Genomic DNA, 24986 nt, shown 5'->3' with positions numbered 1-24986 from the left:
CCTAGGGGGTGACCTCGGTGCCGATGCCGCGCTCGGTGAAGATCTCGAGCAGCACGGAGTGCGGCTCGCGGCCGTCGATGATCGCGGCCTTCGGCACGCCGCCCTGCACCGCGTCGAGGCAGGCCCGCATCTTCGGGATCATTCCCGACTCGAGCTCGGGCAGCAGCTGCTCGAGATCGGCGGCCGTGATCGAGGAGACGAGCGAGTCGCGGTCGGGCCAGTTCGCGTAGAGGCCCGCGACGTCCGTGAGGATGACGAGCTTCTCGGCGCCGAGCGCGACGGCGAGCGCGGAGGCCGCGGCGTCCGCGTTCACGTTGAGCGAGTCGCCCGGCCGGTCGACGTCGGGGGCGATCGACGAGACGACCGGGATCAGCCCCGCCTCGAGGAGCGCCAGCACGGGCTCGACGCGCACGTCGACGACGTCGCCGACGAGCCCGAGGTCGACCTGCTCGCCGTCGACCACGATGGGGGGCCTCCGGCGCCCGATGAAGAGGCCCGCGTCCTCGCCCGTTGTGCCTGCCGCGAGGGGGCCGTGCGCGTTGATCTCGTCGACGAGCTCGGGGTTGACCTTGCCTGTGAGGACCATGCGCACGACGCTCATTGCCTCGGGCGTCGTGACGCGGTACCCGCCCTTGAACTCGGTCTCGATCCCGAGCCGATTCAGCATGTCGCTGATCTGCGGGCCGCCTCCGTGCACGATCACGGGGCGGATGCCCGTGTGGCGGAGGTAGACGACGTCCTCGGCGAAGGCCGCGAGGAGCGCGTCGTCGACCATGGCGTTGCCGCCGAACTTGATCACCATGATCGCGTCGCGGAACTTCTTCAGCCAGGGCAGCGACTCGATGAGCACCTGCGCCTTCGCCGCGGCCTGCTCGTGGTCGAGCGCGTGCGTGGTCGTGGTCATGTTCACTCCGCCCCTAGCTCGAGTAGGCGCTGTTCTCGTGCACGTAGTCGTGCGTGAGGTCGTTCGTGCGAATGAGCGCCGAGTGCGCGCCGGCGAAGAGGTCGATCTCGACGTGCGTGCGGCGCGGCGTCAGATCGCACTCCTCGACCGGGCGGTCGGGGCCGCCGGCGTGGCACAGGCGCACGCCGTTGAAGGAGACGTCGACCTGGTAGGGGTCGAAGGCCGCGTCGGTCGTGCCGATCGCGGCGAGCACGCGGCCCCAGTTCGGGTCGTTGCCGAAGATCGCCGCCTTGAACAGGTTGTTTCGCGCGACCGAGCGGCCCACCTCGACCGCGTCCTCGACGCTCGCGGCGCCGCGCACCTCGATGTCGATGTCGTGGCTCGCGCCCTCGGCGTCGGCCTGCAGCTGCGCCGCAAGGCTGTCGCAGACCCCGGCGAGGGCCACGGCGAACTCGTTCTCGACCGGGGTGACCCCGGACGCGCCCGAGGCGAGGAGCGTGACCTGGTCGTTCGTCGACATGCAGCCGTCCGAGTCCAGGCGGTCAAAGCTCACGCCCGTCGCACGGCGGAGCGCCGCGTCGAGCGCCGCGTCGCCGAGCAGCGCGTCGGTCGTGATCACGACGAGCATCGTCGCGAGCCCGGGCGCCAGCATGCCGGCGCCCTTGGCCATCGCGCCGATGGTCCAGCCGGCGCCCTCGTGCACGGCCGTCTTCTCGACCGAGTCCGTCGTGAGGATCGCGGCCGGCGCAGTCGTGTCGTCTGCGGCGAGCGCGGCGGCGAGCGCGGGCACGTTGTCCACGATCTTGTCGCGAAAGGCCTGATCGCCGGCGCCGATCAGCCCCGTCGAGCACACGAGGATGCGCTCTGCGTCGGCGGCCTCGCCGCCCTCGGCGGTGAGCGCCGCGGCGACGGCCTCCGCGGTGAGCCGGGTGGTCTCGTAGCCGAAGTCGCCGGTGAAGCAGTTCGCCCCGCCCGAGTTCAGCACGACGGCGCGAGCCGCCCCTTCCTGCGCGACCTTTCGGCTCCACAGGATCGGGTTCGCCTGGGCTCGGTTCGTGGTGAAGACGACGGCGCTCGCGCGCTCCGGCCCGTCGTTGACAACGAGTGCGAGGTCGGGCTTGCCGGTCGACTTCAGGCCGACGGCGATGCCCGCCGAGCGGAATCCGGCTGGGGTCGTGACAGTCACGGTGCGTTGATCCTTTCCAGCCGCCCGCGGGGGCGGCGATAGTGGACGGACGCCGCCCGGGGCGGGCGACGCGAGGGCTCGGCCGCCCCTAGGGGGCGACCCCGTCCACGCTGAGCCCCGTGGCCTCAGGGAGGCCGAGGGCGATGTTCGCCGACTGGATCGCCGCGCCTGCGGTGCCCTTGGCGAGGTTGTCGAGGGCCGCGACGACGACGACGCGGCCGGCGGCCTCGTCGATCGCGAGGCCCATGAGGCAGGTGTTCGCGCCCAGCGTGTCTGCCGTGCGGGGGAACTGCCCCTCGGGGAGCACGTGCACGAACGTCTCCCCGACGTATGCGTCCTCCCAGGCGGAGCGCACCTGCTCTGCGGTGACGCCCGGCGCGAGGCGCGCCGTCGTCGTCGCGAGGATGCCGCGGCTCATGGGGACGAGCACGGGCGTGAAGCTGATGGTCGGCTCGGCGGCCGCCCCCGCACGCCTGAGCGACTGCTTGATCTCGGGGATGTGGCGGTGCGTGCCACCCACGGCGTAGGGGTTCGCCGTGCCCATGAGCTCGGCCCCCAGCAGGTGCGTCTTCGCAGCCTTGCCCGCTCCGGAAGGCCCGACCGCGAGCACCGACACGATGTCCTCGGCCTCGATCACGCCGGCAGCGATGCCGGGGGCGAGCGAGAGCGCCACGGTCGAAGCGTTGCAGCCCGGGGCCGCGATCCGGGTCGCCCCGGCGATCTCCTCGCGCTGCCGGTCCCACGTGCCCGCCGCGCCGGCCCCGGCTGTCGCGACGATGAGCTCCGGCACCCCGTAGGTCCAGGCCTCGTGGTGCTCGCCGCCGTAGAAGGCCGCCCAGTCCTCCGCGCTCTGGAGCCGGTGGTCAGCCCCGCAGTCGACCGCGAGGCGGACGTCGCGCAGCTGCGCCGTCAGCGCGCCCGAGGCCCCGTGCGGCAGCGCGAAGAACACGATGTCGTGCCCGTCGAGCACCTCGGGGGTCGTCTCCCCCAGGGTGAGGTGCGCGAGCGAGCGCAGGTGCGGCTGCGACTCGATGAGCGGCCGGCCCGCCGAGGAGTGCCCCGTCACGGTGCGCACCTCGAACTCGGGGTGCGCCGCGAGGAGACGCAGCAGCTCTCCCCCCGCGTATCCACTGGCCCCGGCAACCGCCACGCTGTACGTCATCGACGCTCCTCCACTGTCGCACGCGAATGCCTCCTATTCTGGCACTTCGCCGCGATCGGGCGGGCATCGGCCGGAAATGGGCGGCAATCTGTGGATGGATCCGCGCCATCCACAGGCCGCGGCCCGTCCCGCGGCGAGCGCAGCAATCAGCGGTGCGTGAATTCGGCTGCGCGCTTCTCAGCGAAGGCGCGCATGCCCTCCTTTTGGTCCTCCGTCGCGAACGCGGCGGCGAATGCCTGGCGTTCGAAGCGGAGCCCCTCGGCGAGCGGCATCTCCTGGGCGGCCTGCATCGCGTCCTTCGCCGCGTACAGCGCAGGCAGCGACTTCGACGCGATCGTCGCCGCGGTCTTCGCGGCGTCCGCGAGCAGCTCGTCGGCGGGCACGACGCGGGCGACGAGCCCCGAGCGCTCCGCCTCCTCGGCACCCATCATGCGACCGGTCAGCACCATCTCGGCGGCCTTCGCCTTGCCAATCGCGCGCGGCAGGCGCTGTGACCCGCCGAAGCCGGGCAGGATCCCGAGGTTGATCTCGGGCTGGCCGAACTTCGCGGTGTCGGCCGCGAGGATGATGTCGCACATCATCGCGAGCTCGCAGCCCCCGCCGAGCGCGAAGCCTGCGACCGCGGCGATCACCGGGGTGCGCATCCGCTCGAAGCCGCCCCAACCGGGGAACGGGCCGCCCGTGAGCATGTCCGCGTAGCTCTGATCCACCATCTCCTTGATGTCCGCCCCGGCGGCGAACGCCTTCGCGGAGCCGGTGATGACGATGCAGCCGATCTCGGGCGACGCGTCGAAGCCGAGCGCGGCGTCGATGAGCTCGGTCACGAGCGTCGAGTTCAGCGCGTTCAGGGCCTCGGGCCGGTTCAGCGTGATCGTGGCGACGCGGCCATCGATCGCGGTCGTGATGCAGGTGTACTCGGTCATCGTCGCTCCTCGTCTCGCGCCCGCACGAATGAGTCGGCCGCGGCTCACCTCAACGCTACAGGTGGGCCGCGGCCGTTCTCCAGTCATCGGAGAGTCGCCGGAGAGTCGCCGGTGTCAGCTCTCGGTCGCCGGATCCCCGACGTGCCTCTCATCAACGCCCGAATAGGCCGAAAGGGGCCGGATCAGGGCGTTCGAAGCGGCCTGCTCCATCACGTGCGCGGTCCAGCCGGTCACGCGCGCCGCGATGAAGAGCGGCGTGAACACCTCGGTGTCGAAGCCGAGCAGGCGGTACGCCGGGCCCGACGGGTAGTCGAGGTTCGGGTAGATCCCCTTCCGCTCGACGAACTCGCGCTCCAGGGTCTCGTAGAGATCCCGCAGCTCGTCGGCCTGCTGCTCGGCGAGCAGCGTGTCGAGCGCCGCGCGCATCGTGGGGACGCGCGAGTCGCCGCGCTTGTAGACGCGATGCCCGAAGCCCATGATCTTGCGCTTCTCGGCGAGCGCCGTGTCGAGCCAGCCGGACACGTTCTCGGCGGATCCGATCTCGTCGAAGATGTGCATGACGGCCTCGTTCGCGCCGCCGTGCAGGGGGCCCTTGAGCGCGCCGATCGCGCCGACGACCGCCGAGTAGAGGTCGGAGGTCGTCGAGGCGATCACGCGCGCCGTGAACGTCGAGGCGTTGAAGGAATGCTCGGCGTAGAGCACCATCGAGACGCGGAAGACGTCGACCGCGGCCTCGGACGGCAGCTCGCCGAACGTCATCCACAGGAAGTTGCTCGCGTAGTCGAGATCCTCGCGGGGCGGGATCGGATCCTTGCCCCAGCGCCGCCGCTGGACGGCGGCGACGATCGTCGGCAGCTGGGCGAACAGCACGGCCGAGCGGGCCAGATCGAGCTCACGGTTCGTCCAGCCGCCCGGCTGGTGCAGCGTCTCGTCGAGCGCGCCGATCTGGCTCACGACCGTGCGCACGAGGTCCATCGGATGCGCGTCGACCGGCATCGTGTCGAGGACCGCCATTGTGCTCTCGCCGACCGCGCGGAGCGAGCGCTCCACCCGCTCGAACTCGGCCAGCTGCTCGGCGTCAGGCAGCTCGCCGTGCCACAGCAGGTAGGCGACCGCCTCGAAGGGCTGCGTCGCCGCGAGCTCCTGCACGGGATAGCCCCGGTAGAGCAGGCTGTTCGTCTCGGGGTTCACCTTCGAGATCGCCGTCTCGTCGACGACGACCCCCGCAAGGCCCTTCCGGATCTCGGTGTCAGTCATTTCGGCTCCTTCACCTGTTGACTCTGCAATTCTTACCTGTTGACCTCGAAGTTGAACACGCTCGTGTCGAAGTGGTTGTAGGCCTCGTAGTCGAGCAGCTCATAGAGGTCGGCGCGGTGCTGCATCTCGTCGAGCTTGCCCGTGAGGTGGCCCTCCTCGTTCAGCGTGTCGAGGGCGCGGCCGGTCGCACCCATCGCGATCCGGAGCATGGAGACGGGCCAGATCACGATGTTGACGCCCACGTCCGCGAGCTGCTGCGACGAGAAGAGGTCGCTCTTGCCGAACTCCGTCATGTTCGCGAGGATCGGCACGTCGAGCGCCGCGCGCATCGCCGCGAACTCCTCGAGCGTGCGCATCGCCTCGGGGAAGATCGCGTCGGCGCCCGCGTCGACGAGCGCCTTCGCGCGGTCGATCGCGGAGTCGAGACCCTCGACGGCGCGGATGTCGGTGCGCGCCATGATCAGGAAGTTCGGATCCCGGCGCGCGTCGGCGGCCGCGCGGATGCGCTTGATCGCCGTCGTCTCGTCGACGACGGCCTTGCCGTCGAGGTGGCCGCAGCGCTTCGGGTTGATCTGGTCCTCGATGTGGGCACCGGCGAGGCCGGCATCCTCGAGGGTCTGGATCGTGCGCGCCACGTTCATCGGCTCCCCGAAGCCGGTGTCGGCGTCGACGATCGCGGGCAGCTCCGTCATGCGGGCGATCTGCTCCGCGCGGCCGGCGACCTCGGTGAGCGTCGTCAGACCGATGTCGGGAAGCCCCAGATCAGCGGAGAGGACCGCGCCCGAGATGTAGACGCCGTCGAAGCCCTTGCGCTCGATGAGGCGCGCGGAGAGGGGGTTGAACGCGCCGGGGAAGCGGAGCAGCTCGCCGCTCGCGAGGCGCTCGCGGAAGAGCCGGCGCTTCTCGGCCGGGGTGGTCTGGGAGTACAGCATTAGAAGAGTCCCTTCGGTGCTGCGGCGAGGTCGATGACCCCGGCGCGGGCGATGAAGTTGAGCTCGCGCACCTCGTCGGCGGTGAGCTCGGGGAGGCGCTCGGCGAGCGCGATGAACCGGTCGATCTCGGCCGGCTCGAGCACGGGCTCGGCGAGGATCCGGAACTTGCGGATGTAGTCGGCGCGGGCGAAGGGCCGCGCGCCGAGCGGGTGGGCGTCTGCGACGGCGATCTCGTCGACGATCGTCTCGCCGTTCGCGAGGCGGATCTCCACGCGGCCGCCGAACGCCTTTTCGTCGGGATCCTCCGAGTGGTAGCGGCGGGTCCACTCGGGATCCTCGGCCGTCGTGACCTTCTGCCAGAGCTCAACCGTGTCGGCGCGGCCCGCGCGCTCCGGGGCGTACGAGTCGACGTGGTGCCAGCCGCCGTCCTGCAACGCGACCGTGAAGATGTACGGGATCGAGTGGTCGAGCGTCTCGCGCGAGGCCTTCGGATCGTACTTCTGCGGGTCGCCTGCGCCCGAGCCGATCACGTAGTGGGTGTGGTGGCTCGTGTGCAGCACGATGCTCTCGACGTTGGCCGGGTCGGCGAGCTCGGGGTGCTCGCCGTGGAGCTTCCTGGCGAGGTCGATCCAGGCCTGCGCCTGGTACTCGGCCGAGTGCTCCTTCGTGTAGGAGTCGAGGATCGCGCGCTTCGGCTCGCCCGGGGCCGGCAGCGGCACCTGGTAGGAGGCCTCGGGGCCGTCGAGCATCCAGGCGATCACACCGTCCTCGCCCTCGTAGATCGGGCTCGGCGAGGTCTGCCCGCGCATCGCACGGTCGACGGCCTCGACGGCCATCTTGCCCGCGAAGGCCGGCGCGTGCGCCTTCCAGGTCGAGATCTCGCCCTTGCGGCTCTGGCGCGTGGCGGTCGTCGTGTGGAGCGCCTGAGCGACGGCCTGCGCGATCGTCTCGGCGTCGAGGCCGAGCATGGTGCCGATGCCCGCCGCGGCCGACGGGCCGAGGTGGGCGACGTGGTCGATCTTGTGGCGGTGCAGGCAGATCGCGCGCACGAGATCCATCTGGATCTCGTAGCCCGTCGCGATGCCGCGCACGAGCGCCGCGCCGTCGGAACCGACGTGCTGGGCGACCGCGAGGATCGGCGGGATGTTGTCGCCGGGGTGCGAGTACTCGGCGGCGAGGAAGGTGTCGTGGTAGTCGAGCTCGCGGACCGCGACGCCGTTCGCCCACGCGGCCCACTCGGGGCTCGTGCGCTCAGCGTCGAGGCCGAAGATCGATGCGCCGGATCCCCCGGTCGAGACGGGGTGCGAGAGCGCCTGGGCGCGCGCCGCGACGATGGGGCCGCGCGTCAGCGACGCCGCGGCGACCGAGGCGTTGTCGATCACGCGGTTGATGATCATGTCGACGACCGCGGGCTCGACCGCGACGGGGTCGGCTGCGACCTCCGCGATCTTCCAGGCGAGCTGGCCCTCGCGGGGCAGCTCCTCTTCGCTCTTGTAGACGCGGACGTTGTGGGTGACGGTCATTTCGTGCCTTCCGTGTGCGACTCCGAGACGGAGCTCAGAATCGAAGCGAGTGCGTTGTGCAGGTGGACGTGTGTGGCGTGCGCCGCGAGCTCCGGATCCCGGGCCGCGATCGCGCTCGCGATGAGGGCGTGCTCCGCGACCGAGGCGAGGAGTCGCTCGGGCTTGTCGCGGGCGAGGCGCCGCGCGCGCACGAGGTGCGTGCGCGCGGCCTTGAGCGCCTGGGTGAGGTAAGTATTGTCCGCCGCCGCGTCGACCGCGGCGTCGTAGCGTGCGATGAGCGCGTAGTAGTCGTCGGCGCCGCTCGCCGTCGCGGGATCCGCGGCCTCGAAGTCCGCCGCGAGCGCCCGGAAGATCTCTCGGTCGCCCCGCGCCGCGGCGATCCGGGCCGCGGCCTCCTCGAGCGCGCGGCGCACCTCGAAGAGGCGGCGGATGTCGTCCGCATCAAATCCCGTCACCACGAGCACGCGCGCCGATTGCTGGCGAACGAGGCCGTCCGCCACGAGGCGGCCGATCGCCTCGCGCATCGGGGTGCGGCTCACGCCGAGACGGGCGGCCTGCTCGACCTCGGCGACGACCGCGCCCGGCGCGAGAACGCCGCTCTGGATCTCGTCGAGGAGCGCGGCGTACGCGCGATCGCTTGCCCGCATGGCGACTCCCTCCGACACCCCTAACGTATACATTAGGACGGAAATTCGCAAGCGTTCACCCGGTGTTCGCCGATTTGTGTATACGCGGCTACCCGATGAGGCTCGGCTGCAGGTCGCGCAGGGTGCGCGAGCGCATCATCCGGGAGACGCCGACCGCCGCGAGCAGCACGGCCGCGACGAGCACGATCCCGAGCCGGATCGCGTCGGCCCCTGCGTGCGCGAGATCGCCCCCGTACATGAGCTGCCGCAGCCCGTCGACGGCGAAGGACATGGGGAGCCAGTGATGGAGCGCCGCGAGCGGCTCAGGCAGCGTCTGCCACGGGAATGTGCCTCCCGCCGTCACGAGCTGGATCACCATCAGCACGAGGCCGAGGAACTGGCCGACGCTGCCGAGCCAGACGTTCAGAGCGAGGATGATCGCCGCGAACGTCGCGGAGGCGAGCGCCATGAGGCCGTACGCGGGCAGGGGGTGCACGATCTTGAAGCCGAGCGTCCCCGCGACGATCCCGAACAGGGCGAGCATCTGAGCGGCACCCAGCAGGGCCGGCGTCGCCCAGCCCGCGATCGTAACCCTGACGGGGGTGTGCAGCGCCGTCATGGCCCGACGCGAGACAGGCTTCAGGATCAGGAAGAGCGCGTAAATCCCGATCCAGGCGGCGAGACTCACGAAGAACGGCGCGAGGCCCGCCCCGTAGGTCCCTGCTGAGGTCACCTGATCGGTGTGCACATCGACCGGGTCGGCGATGTTCGCGGCCTGCTGCTTGCGGAGCTCCGCGCTGCTGTCCGGGATCCGCGTGACGCCGTCGGCCAGGCCGTCACGGAGTTCGTCGGCGCCGGCCACGAGCTGGTCGAGGCCGCCCGCGAGCTTCCCGGCACCGTCGTCGAGCGCCGCGAGGCCCTGGTCTAGCCTCGACGCCCCGTCGGCCGCCGTCGCGATCCCGCCCGCGAGCTGCGGCGACGCGTTGGCGAGCGCGCGAGCGCCGTCAGAGACCTGCTGCGCACCCGACGCGAGCTGATCGAGTTGCGCGCTCGTCTCCTGCACCTTCGAGTTCGCGTTCTGCAGGGTGCCATCCGCTGCGAGGAGGCGCTGCCGCACCCGCTCGACGACCGCGGGGTCGACGCCCGAGGCGGTGAGATCCGCGAGGATCTGCTCCCGGCCGGCCGCGAGGTCGGCGACCGCCTGGTTGCTCGCGCCGGCCACCTCTCGGCCGAGCTGCGCAACCTGAGCGTCGCCCGCGGCGACCTGCGCCGCGCCGTCGGCGAGCCTGGCCGTCTGATCCGGCAGGCTCGCGGTCGCGTCGCGCAGCGTCGAGAGGCCGCCCGCGAGCTCGGTCGAGCCCGCGTGCGCCTGGTGTGCCCCGTCGGCGAGCTGTTTCGCGCCGTCGCGGGCGGTCTCCGCGCCGTCGGCGAGCTGCGTCGCGCCGTCGCGCGCCTCCACGAGGGAGACGCGGATCTCCGCGATCCCGTCGAGCATCGTGCGCGCGGACTCCTCCCCCACTGACCGCACGATCTGCGCCTGCACGCGCTTCACCGCTTGCTCCCCGATCGTCGAGGCGAGGTAGCTGTTCGCGTCGTTCGTGGTGAGGATCACCTCGGCGCGGTGCGGCTCTGTTCCGCTCGAGGACTCGAGCGACTCCGTGAAGTCCCGCGGGATCGTGAGCGCGAAGTCGTAGACGCCGTCGTCGATGCCGCTCGCCGCCTCCTTCGCGCTGACCCGGTGCCAGTCGAAGCTGCCGTCCTTCACGAGTCCGTCCGCGACCTCGTCGCCGATGACCCGCCTGGGGTCGCCCGCGTCCTGCGGCGGCGCCCCAGCATCCTCGACGACGAGCGCCGCCGGCACCTGGTCGAGCTTCGCGTACGGGTCCTGGTTCGCCCACAGGTACAGGCCGCCGTAGAGGAGCGGGACGCACATGAGCGCGACGAACGCGAGGCGCGCCATCGGCGTCGCCCACAGCCTCGCAAACTCGGCCCTGATCAGCTGCAAAATCTTCACGCGCCGCCTCCCTGCCGAGGGAGGACTGCCGTGCGCAGCGGGGAAACCTCGCCCGTGCGCCAGCCGTCCGGGTGCGCCGCAATCGCCTCGCGCGCGGCCATCCCCGCGATCACGAGCACGGCCGGGCCCGGCGCGGCCTCAGGATCCGGCACCGCGTGCTCGCCGTGCCCGCCCGCCGCGAGGGCGCAGGCGATCCGCCACCACTCGGCGGGGTCGCCGCCGTGGCGATCCGGGGACACGAGCACGATCCCCTCCACTCCGGGCCGCTCGAGGGCGAGCTCGCACAGCACGCGCACCCGCTTCCCCGGGTCGAGGTCGGCCATGGGCGTCCGCGCGTCTGGCCCAAGTCCGCGAGTCTCGAGCTCGCGCCTCACCGCGATCGGGCCCCACGGGCGACCGGCGAACATGAGCTCCTCCGCGATGACGTCCGCGAGGCGCACGTCGCCGTGCGGTTCACTCACCTCCGGCGCGTCGACGAGGGCGAGCGCCCGGCGCATCCTGCGGCGATCCGGCTCGCCGTCGATCGTCACCTCGCCCGTGTCCGGGCGCATGCGTCCCGTCACGATGAGGCCCAGGACCGTGGGGCGCTGCGCGGTCTCCGCCTCGACGAACACCGCCGCGCCGGAGCGGAGCTCCACGTCGCATGCGGGAAGGGCACCGCCGTGCGGCCCCTTGCTCACTCCGCGTGCGCGCAATTCCATTCCGACGCCCCTCCCATTGTCACCGGAAACCCGGGAAGTCTATCCCGAACACCTCCTCACCCCGGTCACGGAGCGCTCAGAAACCCGCGCTTAGAAGTCTGCGATGACGAGCTTTTTCATTCCCATCATGTGCTCGTAGGCGTTCGGGCGTTGCATCAGCTCCTCCAGGTTGTCGGGCACGACCTGCCAGCTGACGCCGAAGCGGTCAGCGAGCCAGCCGCACTGCTCGGCCTCCGGCACCGTCGAGAGCGCCGCCCAGAGGCGGTCGATCTCCTGCTGCCCATGGCACTGAACCTCGAGCGACACGCCGCATGAGAAGGTGAAGTCCTGATCAACACCCGAGTCCATCGCCCCGAACCACTGCTCGCCGATCCGGAACTCGCCGAACGCGAGCGACTCGGCCGCCGCCGGCCCCGTCGGCGCGCCGTACGGGGATTGCATGCCCAGCTCGGCATCCTCGAAGACCTCGGTGTAGAAGGCGATCGCCTCCGCGGCACGATTCTGCGCCGCCGCGCCGAAGAGCAGCGTCGGAATCACGAAGGGCCGCGGCTCGCCCGCCGGCCGCGTGAGCATGAACTGCCAGGTCACGCCGAATTTGTCGGCGACCCACCCGTAGCGGGCGCTAAAGGGGTATTCCCCGAGCGGCATGAGCGTCGATCCGCCCTCGGAGAGCGCGGCCCAGGTGCGATCCAGAGCCGCGCGGGCCACCTCCTCGCCTCCGAACAACAGCGGGTCAAAGTTCAGCAGGAACGAGATCGAGGGGTTGGGCGTGAACTCGGGGCCGGCGTTGATGAGCCGAAGCAGCGTTCCATCGACCTCGACCGACACGGTGAGAGCCTTGCCCGCCATGTGCTTCTGGAAATCAAGCAGCCCCTCCTCGGGGTACCGCGCCTCGACTCGGGAGGTCGTGTTCGGCAGCGCGCCCTCGTAGAACGCTCCAGCTTCCTCGGCATTGCCGTTGCACCAAATATTGGGGATGATCTTCTGTTCGGACACGATCCGGCCTCTTCCCTGTCTCCACCCCGATCGAGATGCCGAGGCCCGCCCCCAGTATCCGCCCGGGCACTGACACTGACAATGCGCGCATGAGGTTTTCACCGGCAATTTTCCAGATCCGGGTGGAGATGCATGAGGTTTGAGGCGCACAATAGGGCGAGGTCGCGGTCGCCCAGGCCGCGCGGAAGAGGAGACGCACATGTCGATCGGCCTGAACCCCTACCTGAACTTCCACGGGAACGCGCGCGAGGCGCTCGAGTTCTATCATTCGGCGCTCGGCGGCAGCCTCAACCTCATGCAGTACGACTCGATCCCGGGCATGATGGGCGACGACTCGGAGGCGACCCGCATCATGCACGGGCAGCTCGACACCGAGGATTGGTTGACGCTCATGGCGGCTGACCTCCCCGGCTCGATGGCGGAGGCCCCGGATGCCACCGCCGGCGGCGTCTCCGTCTGCGTGTGGGGCGACGACGACCGGATCGAGGGCGTCTGGAACGCGCTCGCGGAGGGCGCAGAGGTGCAGCAGCCGCTCGGGCAGGCCCCGTGGGGCGACACCTTCGGCATGCTGAAGGACCGCTTCGGGGTCCAGTGGATGTTCAGCATCTCCCCCAAGCCCTAGCCCAACTTGCGCGGGCTTGGGGGGGGTGCTGCTCGGGGCCGGGTGCCTATGCGCGGAGCAGCCAGGCCGCCAGGGTGACCGGGTCTCGCCGTGCCGCAGGGCCGGGCAGGAGGCCGCCGCTCGCGAGCGTCCGGCCGAAGCGTCCGGGCAGTGGGAACTCGATGACGCGCCCGGACTCCCCGCGAAAATCCCTGATCTCGCGAAGGAGCTCAGCCATGCGCACCGCTCGCGGGCCGGCCAGCTCAGTGACGCCGGGGGCCGCGCCCGGCCCCGCCTCCGCGAGGCTCACGAGTTCCCCTGCCACCGATGCCGCCGCGACCGGCTGCGAGCGCATCCTCGGCAGCAGCGCAATCGACCCGATCCGCACGGCATTCTGGAGGGCGAACTCGAAGAACTGCGTCGCCCGCAGGATCGTGCCCGGCACGGGGCCCGCCGCGACGAGTTCCTCCTGCAGCGCCTTCCCCGCATAGTAGCCATGCGGGTGCGCCGCAGCCCCGACGATCGAGAGCGCAACGTGATGCCGCACCCCGGCTCGTTTCTCGGCCGCGAACAGGTGCTCAGTGACTGCGCGGAAGAACTCGCGCGAGGCCTTCGCTGACACGGTAGTCCCTCCGCTCGCGTCGATCACTGCGTCGACCCCGGTGAGATCGAGACCGGATCCGGTCACGAGGTCCACACCCGTGCGCCGCGAGAGCGCCACCGCCTCGTGCCCTCGCTCCCGCGCGATCCGCACGGTGAGCGACCCCACGACGCCGGTTCCCCCGGCCACCGCCACCTTCATGTCACCCTCACCTTGCCGGTTCTGCACGCGATGCGTGAATTATCGCTGATCAAACACACAGCGCGCGCAGAACCGGCAAGATCGGCGCGCGATAGCGGATCCGCGGGCGCCCGGCAAGGGGCTGGCGTCCCCACTATGGCCACGGAAGGCTCGGAGGACACGCGGCACCGACCGCCCACCGCATCGCGAGGAGACCATCAGTGATTCCGCAGTCCCATCTCGAGGGGGCAACGCTCAGCCCCCGCGGGCCCGTGAGCCAGGCCGTACTGGAACGCCTCACAGGCCACACCGACACCCTCGGCACAACCGTGCCGGAGCGACCCAGAGATCCCGCCGACGACATGCTGCACGACGACGACCTGCAGGCGGCCCTGTTTTTCCTCTACGCGTCGTTCACCGGCTCCGTGCCGGGCCTGGATCCGCGCCTGGAATGGGATCCTGAGCTGATCGGGTTCCGGGATACGCTCGAGCGGGCATTCGAGCAGCGGCTGCGGGAGGTCGTCACGCAGCCTGATCATCCGGCGCCCACGCAGGCCGACGTCGCGACCGCCCTCTTCGCCCTGACCGCCGACGACGACGGGCCCTCGACCGCCCGCTTCCTCGCGAAGCGCGCCACGCTCGAGCAAGCCGAAGAGTTCCTGATCCAGAAGTCCATCTACACGCTGCGGGAGGCCGATCCGCATTCCTGGGCCATCCCTCGCCTCACCGGCCGCGCGAAGGCCGCCCTCGTCGAGATTCAGTCCGACGAGTACGGCGGCGGCAGGCCCGACCGCGTGCACGCCGAGATCTACGCGCGCACGATGCAGGGGGCCGGGCTGAGCCGGGAGTACGGCGCGTACTTCGACGACGTGCCCGCCGTTACGCTCGCATCGCTCAACATGATGTCGATGTTCGGGCTCAATCGGCGGCTCCTCGGCGCGATCGTCGGTCACCTCGCAGCGTTCGAGATGACCTCGTCGATCCCGAATCGGCTCACGGCCGAGGGATTTCGCCGGCTCGGATTCGGCGCGGAGGTCACCGACTACTTCGACGAGCATGTCGAGGCGGATGCGGTGCACGAACAGATCGCGGCACGGGATCTCGCGGGATCCCTCGCCGAGGACCACCCGGAGCTGCTCCCGGACATCATGTTTGGGGCAGCAGCCTGCCTCGCGATTGACGGCGCCGTCGCCACGCACATGCTCGACGCCTGGTCCGCGGGGGAAAGCTCGCTTCGCACCGGAGCCCGATCGTGACCGAGGATCGCCCCAGCATCACCCCGTGCCCCGACGGCCCGCTGCTCGTGCGCGGCCGCATCGAGATCCTGACCCCGGAGGGCAAGCCGGTGCCGCGCCGGAGGCGAACGGTTGCGCTCTGCCGCTGCGGGCTGTCGACGATCAAGCCGTACTGCGACGGGACGCACAAGGCGGCTGGGTTTCGCACCGATGACGAGGAACCCGATGAGGATCCTCCGTCCGAGGAGGCGGCAGGGCCATGAGGATCGTCTTCGGCCTGTGGGCCGGGATCGTGGCCGCTGGCCTGATCGCCATGTTCGCGATCGTCGCGCTGGGGAGATAGCCGTGCGCCTCAGGGATCACGGACTGTCCATCGCGTTCGGCGCAGCGTTCCTTGCGACGCTCGGTGCGCAGTCGTTCGCGGGGCTCGCGGCGTTCAACGAGGAGCAGGCGCTGCACGGTGCGGCCCCGCGCGGCTGGATCGCCTTCGTCACCTCGTCGGACTTCGTCGTCGACGTGGCCGAAAACTGGCAGTCAGAGTATCTGCAGTTCTTCCTGTTCATCCTGGCGACGGTGCGGCTCGTCCAGCGGAGCTCGCCGATCACGGCGCCGTGCAGCTTTCGCTCGCCGAATACCTGATGTCGGCCGATTTCTGGAACCGAACACTGTAGAACTGGCAGTTCGAGCTGCTCGCGGTCGGAACGATGGTCGCGTTCTCGATCTTCCTGAGGCAGCGAGGATCTGCCGAGTCGAAGCCCGTGGGCGCGCCCCACCATCTCACCGCGATCGAGTCGGACTCACCGCACACCCGCCCCGCCCAGCTTGCCGGCGGGGTGACGGGAGCGAAGGGGCGGCGGCGGGCTCGAGCTAGGGGTGGCCGAGGAGCCAGCGGACTCCGAAGCGGTCGACGAGCTGGCCGTCCGAGTCGCCCCACTTGCGCTGCTGCAGCGGATCGAGGATCCGGCCCTCCTCCGCGAGCGCGGCAAACCATGCCGCGGTGGTCGAAGCGTCAGCGGCGCCGAGCAGCGCGAAGAACATGCCGCCCATCTGGACCGCGTCTTCGTCCGCCCCCGCGTCGGCGGCGAACAGCGCGACGGGCCCGGAGAGCGTCCCGTGCGCGATCGCGTCGCCCGGCCCGTCGGCGCGGCCGAACTCCCGGTACGTGTGCGCCTCGACCTCGCCGCCGAAGACGCCGCGATAGAACTCGAGCGCCTCCGCGGCGGTGCCGGGGAGCAGCAGGTACGGGATCACGGCCATGAGCGCTCAGTCCCGCAGCTTCGCCCCGAAGGCGAGCTCGGCGGCGGCGACGCCGGCGAGCTTCGACTCGCTCGCCTCCTCCGCCTTGAGCGTCCGGTCGTCGGCGCGGAAGCGCAGCGCGAAGGTCAGCGCCTTCTCGCCCTCGGCGATGCCCTGCCCGCGGTAGTCGTCGACGATGCGCGCATCCTCGAGCAGCTCACCGGCGCCGGCCGCCACGACCGCGAGCACGTCGCCTGCGGGGATCGCGGCGTCGAGCACAAGCGTGAGATCCTGCGTCGCCGCGGGGAAGGTCGACAGCTGGCGGGTCTCGGGCTCGGCGGGTGCGAGCTCGATGAGCCGGCCCAGGTCGAGCTCGAACGCGGCGACCCTGCCCGGCAGGTGGTTCGCGGCCACGAGCTCGGGCAGCAGCTCGCCGGCCACGCCGACGACCTCGAGCCCGTCGTCGACGCGCACGGAGAGCTCCGCGGTGCGGCCGGGATGGAAGGCCCGGTGGGCGCCCTGCGACACGACGAGCTCGACCGATACGGCGCCCGCGATCGTGCGCGCGGCGTCGAGCGCGTCGGCCCAATCGGCTGCGCGAGCGGCCTCGCCGGCCTGCTTGTCGACGACGTCACCGAGCAGGAGGCCGGCGGCGCGCAGCGGCTGCGCCGGGATCGAGGCGTCGAGCGCCGCGAGCGTCTCGGCGCTCGGCCGCTCCGCGAGCGGCGGCACGCTCTCGGTGCCGAGCTCGCCACGCGCCTCGAACACGTTGCCGAACTCGACGAGCGCGAGATCCGTGAGCCCGCGCGACACGTTGCGCTGGCTGGCGGTCACGAGACCGGGCAGCAGCGAGCGGCGCAGGAACGGCGAGCCGGCGTCGAGCGGGTTCGCGAGCTTCACGGGCGTCACGGGCCGCTCCGGATCCGCTCCGGCCTCGGCTGCCTCGGCCGAGGAGGCGGCCGCGGCGGCCTCGGACACGTCGTCCGACACGGGCTCGGCACCGGCGCCGAAGGCGTCAAGCTGCGTCTGCGACACAAAGGGGTAGCTCTGGATCTCGTCGAGGCCTGCGGCCGTGACGATGTTCGCTGCCCGGCGGCGCAGGCGCTGGCCGCGCGTCAGCCCGCGGCCTGCCGGCGCGACGGGAAGCACGGACGGGATCCGGTCGTAGCCGACGATGCGCGCGATCTCCTCGACGAGGTCCGCGGGCCGCGTCAGGTCGCTGCGCCAGCTGGGCGGCGTCACGACGACGACGGCCGAACCCTCTTCGGGCGCCTCCTCGACGATCTCGCAGCCGATCATGGCGAGGGCCGAGAGCGCCTCCTCATCGGTGTAATCGGCACCCATCAGGCCGTTCACCCGCGCAAGCTGGAGCCGGATCGCGACGGGCTGCCAGGGAGCGACGATCTCGGCGCCGAGCGCGTCCTCCGTTCCGCCGCCGAGCGACACGAGCAGGTCGACCATGCGCTGCGCCGCGGCGCGCGCGACGAGCGGGTCGACGCCGCGCTCGAAGCGCTTCGAGGCCTCGCTCGGCAGTCGGTGCCTGCGCGAGGTGCGGGCGATCGACACGGGGTCGAAGGTCGCGGCCTCGACGAGCACGTCGGTCGTCGCGTCGTCCGTCTTCGTGGACTCTCCGCCCATGACGCCCGCGAGCCCGATGGGGCCGGAATCGTCGACGATCAGCAGGTCCTCGGGGTCGAGCTTGCGCTCCTGCTCGTCAAGCGTCACGAGGGTTTCGCCCTGCGCGGCGCGGCGCACCGTGATCCCGCCGGAGACCTTCGCGAGGTCGTAGGCGTGGAGCGGGTTGCCGAGCTCGAGCATGACGTAGTTCGAGATGTCGACGGGCAGCGAGAGCGCGCGGATGCCCGCGAGCTGCAGGCGCGCGACCATCCAGGCGGGCGTCGGGCGCGTCGCATCGATCCCGCGAACGACCCGCGCGATGAACCCGGTCGCGCCGACGCGCCCCCGGATCGGTGCGCGGTCGTCGAGGGCCACCGGGAAGCCCGAGGCCGCGGACGGCGAGCCTGCGAGCGCCGGATCCGAGAACGGGGAGCCGGTCGAGTGGGCGTACTCGCGGGCGACGCCGCGGATCGAGAAGGCGTAGCCGCGATCCGGCGTCACATTGATCTCGACGGCCGTCTGGTCAAGGCCGAGCAGCGCCTTCGCGTCCTCGCCCACCTCGGGATCGAGCCCGAGGCGCGTGAGCACGATGATGCCGTCGTGGTCCTCGCCGAGCGAGAGCTCGCGGGCCGAGGCGATCATGCCGTCCGAGACGTGACCGTAGGTCTTGCGCGCCGCGATCTCGAAGCCGCCGGGCAGCACGGCGCCGGGGAGCGTCACGACGACCTTGTCGCCGGCCTCGAAGTTGTGCGCGCCGCAGACGATGCCGCGCACGTCCTCGCCGCCGTCGGCAGCGCGCTGCCCCTCGGGGGCGACCCGCACCTGGCACCAGTTCACGGTCTTGCCGTTCGAGTGCTCCTCGGGCTCGCGCGAGAGCACCTGGCCGACCACGACGGGGCCGGTCACGTCGAAGCGACGGATGTCCTCCTCCTCGAAGCCGACGCGCACGAGATCGGCGTGCACCGCCTCGGGGGTGACGTCCTCGGGGAGCTCGACGAACTCGCCGAGCCAGCTGAGCGGAACCCGCATTAGACCAGTCCTCCGAACTGACGGTTGAAGCGCACGTCGCCCTCAACCATGTCTCTCATGTCGTTGATGTCGTGGCGGAACTGCAGGGTCCGCTCGATGCCCATGCCGAAGGCGAAGCCCTGGAACTCCTCGGGGTCGATGCCCGCGGCCGCGAGCACGTTCGGGTCGACCATGCCGCAGCCGCCCCACTCGACCCAGCGCGCGCCGCCCTTCGCGTGCGGCTGCCACACGTCCATCTCGGCCGAGGGCTCCGTGAACGGGAAGAAGTTCGGGCGCAGGCGGATCTGCGCCTCCTCGCCGAACATCTGCCGCGCGAAGTGCTCGAGGGTGCCGCGCAGGTGCGCCATCGTGAGGCCGCGGTCGATCGCGAGCCCCTCGATCTGCTGGAACACGGGGGTGTGCGTCGCGTCGAGCTCGTCGGTGCGGTAGACGCGGCCGGGGGCCACAACGTACACGGGGAGCTCGCGCTCGAGCAGGCTCCGGATCTGCACCGGCGAGGTGTGCGTGCGCAGCAGCAGGTGGCGGTCGGCCGGCTCGACGAAGAAGGTGTCCTGCATCGCGCGCGCCGGGTGATCCGGATCGAAGCCGAGGGCGTCGAAGTTGAACCACTCGTGCTCGATCTCGGGCCCCTCCGCGATCTCCCAGCCCATGCCGATGAAGATGTCGGCTGCCTCATCCTGGAGCTGCGCGAGGGGATGGCGGCTGCCCGCCCGGCGGCGCACGGGCGCCTCGGTCACGTCGACCGTCTCGGCGACGAGGCGCTCGCGCGCCTCCTGCTCGGCGAGCTCAGTCTCGCGGCCCTTGTAGGCGCCCTCGATCCGGCCACGGGCCTGGCCCATGAGCTTGCCGGTCGCGGCCTTCTCCTCCTTGGGAACCTCGCGCATGAGCGCGTTGAGCTTCGAGATGGCCGAGGCCTCCCCGGCGTGCTCGGTTCTTGCGGCCTTCAGCTCCGCGAGGGAGCCTGCTGCGGCGTATGCGGCGAGCGCGGCGGCGACGGCCGCATCGGCGGCTTCCTGTGAGATCGGATTGGTGTTCGACACGGTGCTCTATCCTACCGGTTCGAAGTGGCGAGCTCCTCGACGATCGGCCGCAGGAGCGCGAGAAGATCGCGGTCGTTCTCTGCCGCGAGTTGGCGCTCGAGCGCCGCGGCGAGCGCGAAGGGCAGCGCGAGCGCGTGCCTGCGCCCGTCGACCTCGATCGAGAAGCGCACGGTCTCCGGCCGCTCCGGCGCCGCGGCGCGGCGGGCGCGGCGCGGGATCCGCGCCGGATCGACCTCCTCGAATCTGACGGCGTCGCCGGGTCTGAGCTGCCCGGCGAGGTCGAGGTCTGCGTCAACGACGACGCCAATGACGGGGTATCCGCCCGTGACCGGGTGGTCCGCGAGGAAGAGCACGGGCAGCCCGCTCGGAGGCACCTGGAGCGCCCCGCGCACCGTGCCCTCGGTCGCGAGCTCCCCCGCACGCTCGCGCGTGAGGGCCGCGCCGCCCGGCGGGGCGCCGAGCCGGATCCCGATGCGATTGGATTCGGCCGTGACCTCCCACTCCTGGGCGCGCAGCCGCTCGCGGGAGGGCACGTCGAACCAGTCGTCGCGGGGCCCGGCGACGAAGCGCAGCACGGTCGCCTCGCCGGGCGCGGGCAGCGGCTCCGGCTCCGGCAGCGGCTCCGGCCCCGGATCCGGATCCGGCCCCGGCTCCGGATCCGGAGCGGCGGCCGCGTCCCCGGCCGCGATGCCCTGCCCCGCGGCGAGCGGCGGGGCGCCAAGCCCCGAGAGGCTGTCGTGCGCGAGCGAGCCGAGCTCCGCGTTGCCTGCGATGCCGCCGCGCACGGCGATGTAGGCGCGGAGGCCCGCGGTCGCCGGCCCGAGGCGGAGGCGCTCCCCCGGCGCAAGCTCGATGGCCGCGCCGGGCGCGGAGGGCCGCGCGGGCGCGCCCGCCTCGGCGCCGAGCACCGCGATCGCGCACTCGGCCCCCGCGACCGCGACGGTCGTCCGCCGCTCAGCGCGCAGCTCGACGCCCCCGTTCAGGGCCTCGATCGCCGCCGCGCCCTCCGCGTTGCCGACCGCGCGGTTGGCGCGCGCGAGCGCCGCGCGGTCCATCGCGCCAGAGGCGGTCACCCCGACCGCCGCTGCGCCCGGGCGGCCGAGATCCTGGACGAGCGCGCGCATCCCCGGGTGCATCACCGTGAGCGCCGGCTGAGTTGCCTGTGCAGTGTGAGCCGCCGGTGTCGCGGTGCTCCCCGCGCCCGGCGCACCCACACGCACAAATTCGCGCACGGGGACGAAGCGCACGAGATCGCCCGGGGCGATGAGGGCGGCGGGATCCCGCGACGGGTCGAAGAGCCTGGCGTCGGTGCGGCCGAGCAGCCGCCAGCCGCCGGGAGACTCCCCGGGGTACACGGCCGAGAACTCCCCCGCGATCGCGACGGACCCGGCCGGCACCGCGGTGCGCGGTGAGGCGAGCCGCGGCACGCGGAGCACGGGGTCGCCCCCGGTCAGGTACGCAAAGCCCGGCGCGAAGCCGCCGAAGGCCGCGCGCCACTCCGAGCCCGCGTGCGCCGCGACGATTCCCTCGCGCGAGAGGCCCACGATCGCCTCGAGCTCCGCGAGGTCGGGGCCGTCGTAGACCGTCGGGATCTCGATGGGTGTGCGCCCGTCCCGGGCGCCGCCGGAGCTGCTTCGAGGCCCGTCGCCCGCTTCCGCGGTCGAGCGCGCGAGCAGCGACTCGACCGCGCTCTTGCCCGCGCGCACTCCAGCGGCGTCCCGGAACGTGAGGAGCACGGTCCGCGCGGCCGGCACGATGTCGACGACCCCGGCGGGCGGCGCCGACCGGAGCCCTGCGGCGAGCGCGAGCACCGCTTCGAGCCCGGGAAGGTCGACGATGAGCGCGAGATCCCCGACCGGACGGATCGGCTGCCCGGTCACCTAGGCGAAGCTCCGGATCTCAACGCCCGCCGTCTCGAGCCCGTCGCGAATGCTGCGCGCGAGCGCGATCGCCGCTGGGTTGTCGCCGTGCAGGCAGATACTGTCGGGGGCGATCTGGAGCACGGAGCCGTCGACCGCGGTGACCGCGCCCTCGGCCGCGAAACGGATCGCCTGCGCCACCGCGTCGGCGGGCGCGAGGATTGCGCCGGCCGTGCCCCGCTTCACGAGCGTGCCGTCGGGCGCGTAGGCGCGGTCAGCGAACGCCTCAGCGACGGTCTCGATTCCCGCGTCGCGGGCGACGCGCTCGATCACCGAGCCGGGAAGCACCATGAGCGGTAGCTCGGCCGCCACCTCACGCATGGCCTGCGCGACCGCGCCCGCCTGCTCCTCGTGCACGGCGATCGTGTTGTAGAGCCCGCCGTGCGGCTTGACGTAGCGCACCTCGCCCCCGACGCTGCGCGCCAGGGCCTGCAGCGCCCCGATCTGGTAGATCACCTCGTCGGCGAGCTCAGCCGGCGCGACGTCGATGAAGCGCCTGCCGAAGCCCGCGAGGTCGCGGTAGCCGGGGTGCGCGCCGATCGTGACGCCGGCGGCGACTGCTGCCCGGCAGGTCTCCCTGATCCCGCGCGGATCGCCGGCATGGAAGCCGCATGCGACGTTCGCGCTCGTCACGGAGGCGAGCACCGCGGCATCGTCCCCGAAGGAGTAGTTGCCGAACGACTCGCCGAGGTCGCTGTTGAGGTCGATCGCTGTCATGTGGGTCTCCCTTCGCCCCTAGTCTCTCGCGATTCCGCACCGGAAACGGAAACTCGCCTCGAAGCCTCAGCCAATCGCGTGAACCCGGTTGAGGAAGCGCTGGGTTCGGCGCTCCCGCGGTCGCTCGAACACCTCGGCTGCGGGGCCCTCTTCCACGACGACGCCCTGGTCCATGAACACGACCCAGTCGGCGACTTCGCGGGCGAAGCGCATCTCGTGGGTCACGACGACCATCGTGAGGCCGTCGGCCGCGAGCTCCGTCATGACCCGCAGCACCTCGTCGACGAGTTCCGGATCGAGCGCGCTCGTCGGCTCGTCGAAGAGCAGCACCTCGGGATCCATCGCGAGCGCGCGTGCGATCGCGACGCGCTGCTGCTGCCCGCCCGAGAGCTGGTGCGGGTACTTGTCCGCGTGCGCTTCCATGCCGACCTTCGCGAGCAGCACGTCGGCCTCGCTCGCGTTGACGCGCCGGTCAGCGGGGTGCAGGTAGTCGGGGGCGAAGGTCACGTTCTCGCGCACCGTCTTGTGCGGGAACAGGTTGAACTGCTGAAACACCATGCCGATGCGCTGCCGGGTCCGCGCGAGCACCCGATCCGGCACCGGCCTGGCACGCCCATCCTCGCCCCGGGTGTAGCCCACGGGCTCGCCGCGGAACAGCACGTCGCCCTCGTTGATCGTCTCCATCGCGTTGAGGGTGCGGATGAGCGTCGTCTTGCCCGAGCCGGACGGCCCGATGATCGCGACCACCTCGCCCCGGTGCACGTCGAGGTCGATGCCCTTCAGCACCTCGGTTTCGCCGTAGGACTTCCGCTCGTCACGCACGCTCACCACGACCTCGCCCGCGTGCGGGGTGCCCTGACGCTCAGGCGCGGCGGGGATCACGTCGACCGCGGCCGTCTCGGCCCCGAGCCTCGCCCGCTGGCCGCGCCTGCGCACGTCGAGGAACCGCTCGAGCAGTTTGAGTGCCTGATCGAACACGGTCACGATCAAGACGTAGAAGACGCCGACCGCGAGCAAGGTCTCGAGCACCTTGAAGTTCTGCGTGTAGAGCCGCTGGCCGACAAGCAGGATCTCGGTGAGGGAGATCGCGGAGACGAGCGAGGTCAGCTTGATGATCGTGACGAGCTCATTGCCGAGCGCGGGAAGCGCGACCCGGAAGGCCTGCGGGATCACGATGCGGCGCTGCACACCGCCCCACGGGATGCCGAGCGCGCGCCCGGCCTCGCCCTGACCGCCGGACACCGAGGAAAGCCCGCCGCGGTGGATCTCCGAGATGTAGGCCGTCTCCGAGAGCACGAGCGCGATGAGGCCGGCCATGAACGGGGAGCCGACGAGCACGCGGAGCTCCGGGATCACCTGGGGTGCGTTGTACACGAAGATCAGCAGCACGAGGAGCGGGAGCGAGCGGAAGAACCAGACGTAGACGCCGAGGAGCCACCGCACGGCCCCGATCCTGGACTGCCTGCCGAGGGCGACGAGCATGCCGAGCACGGTCGAGATCGTCCAGGCGAGCGCCGAGAGCACGAGCACCGTGACGGTCGCCTCCCAGAAGGCCTTGTGCCCGAAGAGGCTGAAGAAGTACCCCCAGTCAAAGGAGAAGCCGCCGCCAGCCGCCTCGGCGTTGTCCCCCATCGCGGCCTTCACGACGGCGGGGTCAGGCTCGGCGAGGTTGTACTCGGCCAGGAGCTTCTCGTACTCCCCGCTCGCTCGCATCCGCTCGAGGCCGTCACGGAGCTCGCCCGCGAGCTTCGTGTTGTCCTTGGCCACGGCGATGCCGACCGGCACGGGGAAGAGCAGATCTGAGCTCGTAATCGCGAGCCTGCCGTCCGAGCTATCGACCGCGACCTTCGCGACGGCGGCGTCGGTCACCTGAGCGTCGACCTGACCCGCGAGGAGCGCCTGCGTGCCCTCCGTGTCCGCGGTGAAGTCACGCACGTCGATCGCGGACTTTCCGTCCTTCGCGCAGGCGTCGCTGGCCTCGCCGCGGAGCTTCGTCGCGACGTCGGCGCCCTTGATCACGGCGACGCTCTTGCCGCAGAGCGCCGCGGCGTTGGCGAACTGCTCGCCCGACTCGGGCGAAACGATCGAGTTGCCCGTCGTGAAGTACGGGATGAACTGCACCTGCCCGGCGCGTTCCTCGGTGATGTAGAGCGCCGAGGCCACAACGTCGAAGTGGCCGGACTGCAGGCTCGTGATGAGCTGTTCGAAGCGGGTGTCGACGAACTCCGGCTCGCGCCCGAGCTCGCCCGATAGAGCGCGCATGAAGTCTGGATCGAAGCCGGCCGGGGTGTCCCCGTCCAGGTACGCATACGGCGGATAGGTCAGGTCGGAGCCGATCCGGAGCGGTTTTCCGTCGTCGGCGCGGCTCGGCGCCGACGCACCGAGCGGCGAGAGCAGCGCGAGCGCGCCAATGGCGACGGCCGCAATTCCGGCGAAAAGAGCGTGTGCTCGTCGTTGAGTCATGGCCCAGACCCTACGGATTGTTCAACACTTCTGTCAAGAGGCGCCGTCACACAGGCACACAAAACCCGTCACATCCGCGCATATTCCCGCACTTGAGCAGGTTTTTTGCCCTCCTCGACAACTG

At 71.3% G+C, this 24986-nt stretch carries 22 protein-coding genes; 4 read left to right on the top strand and 18 right to left on the bottom strand.

The window, feature by feature from the left end; genetic code table 11:
• Window position 1: 1 nt before the first annotated feature.
• From argB to ACOPJ3_RS07180, 11 genes are all read right to left on the bottom strand, one after another.
• Window positions 2–904 (bottom strand): acetylglutamate kinase, encoded by a 903-nt coding sequence (gene argB / locus ACOPJ3_RS07230; protein ID WP_427868525.1) that lies wholly within the window; start codon window positions 902–904, stop codon window positions 2–4.
• A gap of 13 nt (window positions 905–917) precedes the next feature.
• Window positions 918–2090, bottom strand: a complete 1173-nt coding sequence (gene argJ, locus ACOPJ3_RS07225; protein ID WP_427871159.1) for a bifunctional glutamate N-acetyltransferase/amino-acid acetyltransferase ArgJ — start codon at window positions 2088–2090, stop codon at window positions 918–920.
• Window positions 2091–2178: 88 nt separating this feature from the next.
• Window positions 2179–3252: an N-acetyl-gamma-glutamyl-phosphate reductase gene (gene argC, locus ACOPJ3_RS07220; protein WP_427871158.1), complete on the bottom strand. Its 1074-nt coding sequence runs from the start codon at window positions 3250–3252 to the stop codon at window positions 2179–2181.
• A 146-nt stretch (window positions 3253–3398) separates the two neighbouring features.
• Entirely contained in the window at window positions 3399–4175 is a 777-nt protein-coding gene (locus ACOPJ3_RS07215) for an enoyl-CoA hydratase-related protein (protein WP_427871157.1), read from the bottom strand.
• Between the two features lie 114 nt (window positions 4176–4289).
• A complete protein-coding gene (locus tag ACOPJ3_RS07210) occupies window positions 4290–5432 on the bottom strand; it encodes a bifunctional 2-methylcitrate synthase/citrate synthase (RefSeq protein ID WP_427871156.1) in 1143 nt (380 codons plus the stop codon).
• Window positions 5433–5464: 32 nt separating this feature from the next.
• Complete coding sequence (prpB, locus tag ACOPJ3_RS07205) at window positions 5465–6364, bottom strand: methylisocitrate lyase (protein ID WP_427871155.1); 900 nt, start codon at window positions 6362–6364, stop codon at window positions 5465–5467.
• Complete coding sequence (locus tag ACOPJ3_RS07200) at window positions 6364–7887, bottom strand: MmgE/PrpD family protein (RefSeq protein WP_427871154.1); 1524 nt, start codon at window positions 7885–7887, stop codon at window positions 6364–6366. Before ACOPJ3_RS07200 ends, prpB begins: the two co-directional genes overlap by 1 nt.
• Window positions 7884–8534: a GntR family transcriptional regulator gene (locus tag ACOPJ3_RS07195; protein WP_427871153.1), complete on the bottom strand. Its 651-nt coding sequence runs from the start codon at window positions 8532–8534 to the stop codon at window positions 7884–7886. Before ACOPJ3_RS07195 ends, ACOPJ3_RS07200 begins: the two co-directional genes overlap by 4 nt.
• A gap of 88 nt (window positions 8535–8622) precedes the next feature.
• Window positions 8623–10527 carry a YhgE/Pip family protein gene (locus ACOPJ3_RS07190; protein ID WP_427871152.1) on the bottom strand — a complete coding sequence of 635 codons (1905 nt, stop codon included), beginning with the start codon at window positions 10525–10527 and terminating at the stop codon, window positions 8623–8625.
• The gene (locus tag ACOPJ3_RS07185; protein WP_427871151.1) at window positions 10524–11228 is read right to left on the bottom strand and encodes a hypothetical protein; all 705 of its coding nucleotides are present in this window, start codon (window positions 11226–11228) and stop codon (window positions 10524–10526) included. The genes ACOPJ3_RS07190 and ACOPJ3_RS07185 overlap by 4 nt, the downstream gene beginning before the upstream one ends.
• Window positions 11229–11318: 90 nt before the next feature.
• On the bottom strand, window positions 11319–12224 hold the full coding sequence (locus tag ACOPJ3_RS07180; RefSeq protein ID WP_427871150.1) for a VOC family protein: 906 nt from the start codon (window positions 12222–12224) through the stop codon (window positions 11319–11321).
• A 199-nt stretch (window positions 12225–12423) separates the two neighbouring features.
• On the opposite strand from ACOPJ3_RS07180, the gene ACOPJ3_RS07175 reads away from it, so the two are divergent.
• Window positions 12424–12846 carry a VOC family protein gene (locus tag ACOPJ3_RS07175; RefSeq protein ID WP_427871149.1) on the top strand — a complete coding sequence of 141 codons (423 nt, stop codon included), beginning with the start codon at window positions 12424–12426 and terminating at the stop codon, window positions 12844–12846.
• A gap of 46 nt (window positions 12847–12892) precedes the next feature.
• On the opposite strand, the gene ACOPJ3_RS07170 is transcribed toward ACOPJ3_RS07175, so the two are convergent.
• Window positions 12893–13627, bottom strand: coding sequence for an SDR family oxidoreductase (locus tag ACOPJ3_RS07170; RefSeq protein WP_427871148.1), 735 nt, complete (start codon window positions 13625–13627; stop codon window positions 12893–12895).
• A gap of 200 nt (window positions 13628–13827) precedes the next feature.
• Here ACOPJ3_RS07170 and ACOPJ3_RS07165 point away from each other — a divergent pair, with 200 nt between their 5' ends.
• The 3 genes from ACOPJ3_RS07165 to ACOPJ3_RS07155 all read left to right on the top strand — a co-directional run bounded on the left by ACOPJ3_RS07165 (window position 13828) and on the right by ACOPJ3_RS07155 (window position 15480).
• Window positions 13828–14862: an iron-containing redox enzyme family protein gene (locus ACOPJ3_RS07165; RefSeq protein WP_427871147.1), complete on the top strand. Its 1035-nt coding sequence runs from the start codon at window positions 13828–13830 to the stop codon at window positions 14860–14862.
• Window positions 14859–15104, top strand: coding sequence for a CDGSH iron-sulfur domain-containing protein (locus ACOPJ3_RS07160; protein ID WP_427871146.1), 246 nt, complete (start codon window positions 14859–14861; stop codon window positions 15102–15104). The genes ACOPJ3_RS07165 and ACOPJ3_RS07160 overlap by 4 nt, the downstream gene beginning before the upstream one ends.
• Window positions 15105–15186: 82 nt before the next feature.
• The gene (locus ACOPJ3_RS07155; protein ID WP_427871145.1) at window positions 15187–15480 is read left to right on the top strand and encodes a DUF6766 family protein; all 294 of its coding nucleotides are present in this window, start codon (window positions 15187–15189) and stop codon (window positions 15478–15480) included.
• 228 nt (window positions 15481–15708) lie between these two features.
• On the opposite strand, the gene ACOPJ3_RS07150 is transcribed toward ACOPJ3_RS07155, so the two are convergent.
• The 6 genes from ACOPJ3_RS07150 to ACOPJ3_RS07125 all read right to left on the bottom strand — a co-directional run bounded on the left by ACOPJ3_RS07150 (window position 15709) and on the right by ACOPJ3_RS07125 (window position 24862).
• Window positions 15709–16098, bottom strand: a complete 390-nt coding sequence (locus tag ACOPJ3_RS07150) for a VOC family protein (RefSeq protein WP_427871144.1) — start codon at window positions 16096–16098, stop codon at window positions 15709–15711.
• Window positions 16099–16104: 6 nt separating this feature from the next.
• The gene (gene pheT / locus ACOPJ3_RS07145) at window positions 16105–18723 is read right to left on the bottom strand and encodes a phenylalanine--tRNA ligase subunit beta (RefSeq protein ID WP_427871143.1); all 2619 of its coding nucleotides are present in this window, start codon (window positions 18721–18723) and stop codon (window positions 16105–16107) included.
• Complete coding sequence (gene pheS / locus ACOPJ3_RS07140) at window positions 18723–19763, bottom strand: phenylalanine--tRNA ligase subunit alpha (protein ID WP_427871142.1); 1041 nt, start codon at window positions 19761–19763, stop codon at window positions 18723–18725. The genes pheT and pheS overlap by 1 nt, the downstream gene beginning before the upstream one ends.
• An 11-nt stretch (window positions 19764–19774) precedes the next feature.
• Window positions 19775–21643, bottom strand: coding sequence for a carboxyltransferase domain-containing protein (locus tag ACOPJ3_RS07135; RefSeq protein ID WP_427871141.1), 1869 nt, complete (start codon window positions 21641–21643; stop codon window positions 19775–19777).
• Window positions 21644–22399, bottom strand: coding sequence for a LamB/YcsF family protein (locus ACOPJ3_RS07130; protein WP_427871140.1), 756 nt, complete (start codon window positions 22397–22399; stop codon window positions 21644–21646).
• 66 nt (window positions 22400–22465) lie between these two features.
• Entirely contained in the window at window positions 22466–24862 is a 2397-nt protein-coding gene (locus ACOPJ3_RS07125; RefSeq protein ID WP_427871139.1) for an ABC transporter permease subunit, read from the bottom strand.
• Window positions 24863–24986 lie beyond the last annotated feature (124 nt).

Source organism: Leucobacter luti, assembly GCF_050310065.1.
GTDB classification, from domain to species: domain Bacteria; phylum Actinomycetota; class Actinomycetes; order Actinomycetales; family Microbacteriaceae; genus Leucobacter; species Leucobacter luti_B.
The sequence above is the reverse complement of the archived record's forward strand: the minus strand, read 5'-3'. Positions and strand labels throughout refer to the sequence as shown.

What these genes read in the sequence shown, in the direction of transcription:
- argB (WP_427868525.1), bottom strand. Translation starts at nt 904, where the DNA reads ATGACCACGACCACGCACGCGCTCGACCACGAGCAGGCCGCGGCGAAG.
- argC (WP_427871158.1), bottom strand. Translation starts at nt 3,252, where the DNA reads ATGACGTACAGCGTGGCGGTTGCCGGGGCCAGTGGATACGCGGGGGGA.
- ACOPJ3_RS07215 (WP_427871157.1), bottom strand. Translation starts at nt 4,175, where the DNA reads ATGACCGAGTACACCTGCATCACGACCGCGATCGATGGCCGCGTCGCC.
- ACOPJ3_RS07210 (WP_427871156.1), bottom strand. Translation starts at nt 5,432, where the DNA reads ATGACTGACACCGAGATCCGGAAGGGCCTTGCGGGGGTCGTCGTCGAC.
- prpB (WP_427871155.1), bottom strand. Translation starts at nt 6,364, where the DNA reads ATGCTGTACTCCCAGACCACCCCGGCCGAGAAGCGCCGGCTCTTCCGC.
- ACOPJ3_RS07200 (WP_427871154.1), bottom strand. Translation starts at nt 7,887, where the DNA reads ATGACCGTCACCCACAACGTCCGCGTCTACAAGAGCGAAGAGGAGCTG.
- ACOPJ3_RS07195 (WP_427871153.1), bottom strand. Translation starts at nt 8,534, where the DNA reads ATGCGGGCAAGCGATCGCGCGTACGCCGCGCTCCTCGACGAGATCCAG.
- ACOPJ3_RS07185 (WP_427871151.1), bottom strand. Translation starts at nt 11,228, where the DNA reads ATGGAATTGCGCGCACGCGGAGTGAGCAAGGGGCCGCACGGCGGTGCC.
- ACOPJ3_RS07175 (WP_427871149.1), top strand. Translation starts at nt 12,424, where the DNA reads ATGTCGATCGGCCTGAACCCCTACCTGAACTTCCACGGGAACGCGCGC.
- ACOPJ3_RS07170 (WP_427871148.1), bottom strand. Translation starts at nt 13,627, where the DNA reads ATGAAGGTGGCGGTGGCCGGGGGAACCGGCGTCGTGGGGTCGCTCACC.
- ACOPJ3_RS07150 (WP_427871144.1), bottom strand. Translation starts at nt 16,098, where the DNA reads ATGGCCGTGATCCCGTACCTGCTGCTCCCCGGCACCGCCGCGGAGGCG.
- pheT (WP_427871143.1), bottom strand. Translation starts at nt 18,723, where the DNA reads ATGCGGGTTCCGCTCAGCTGGCTCGGCGAGTTCGTCGAGCTCCCCGAG.
- ACOPJ3_RS07130 (WP_427871140.1), bottom strand. Translation starts at nt 22,399, where the DNA reads ATGACAGCGATCGACCTCAACAGCGACCTCGGCGAGTCGTTCGGCAAC.
- ACOPJ3_RS07125 (WP_427871139.1), bottom strand. Translation starts at nt 24,862, where the DNA reads ATGACTCAACGACGAGCACACGCTCTTTTCGCCGGAATTGCGGCCGTC.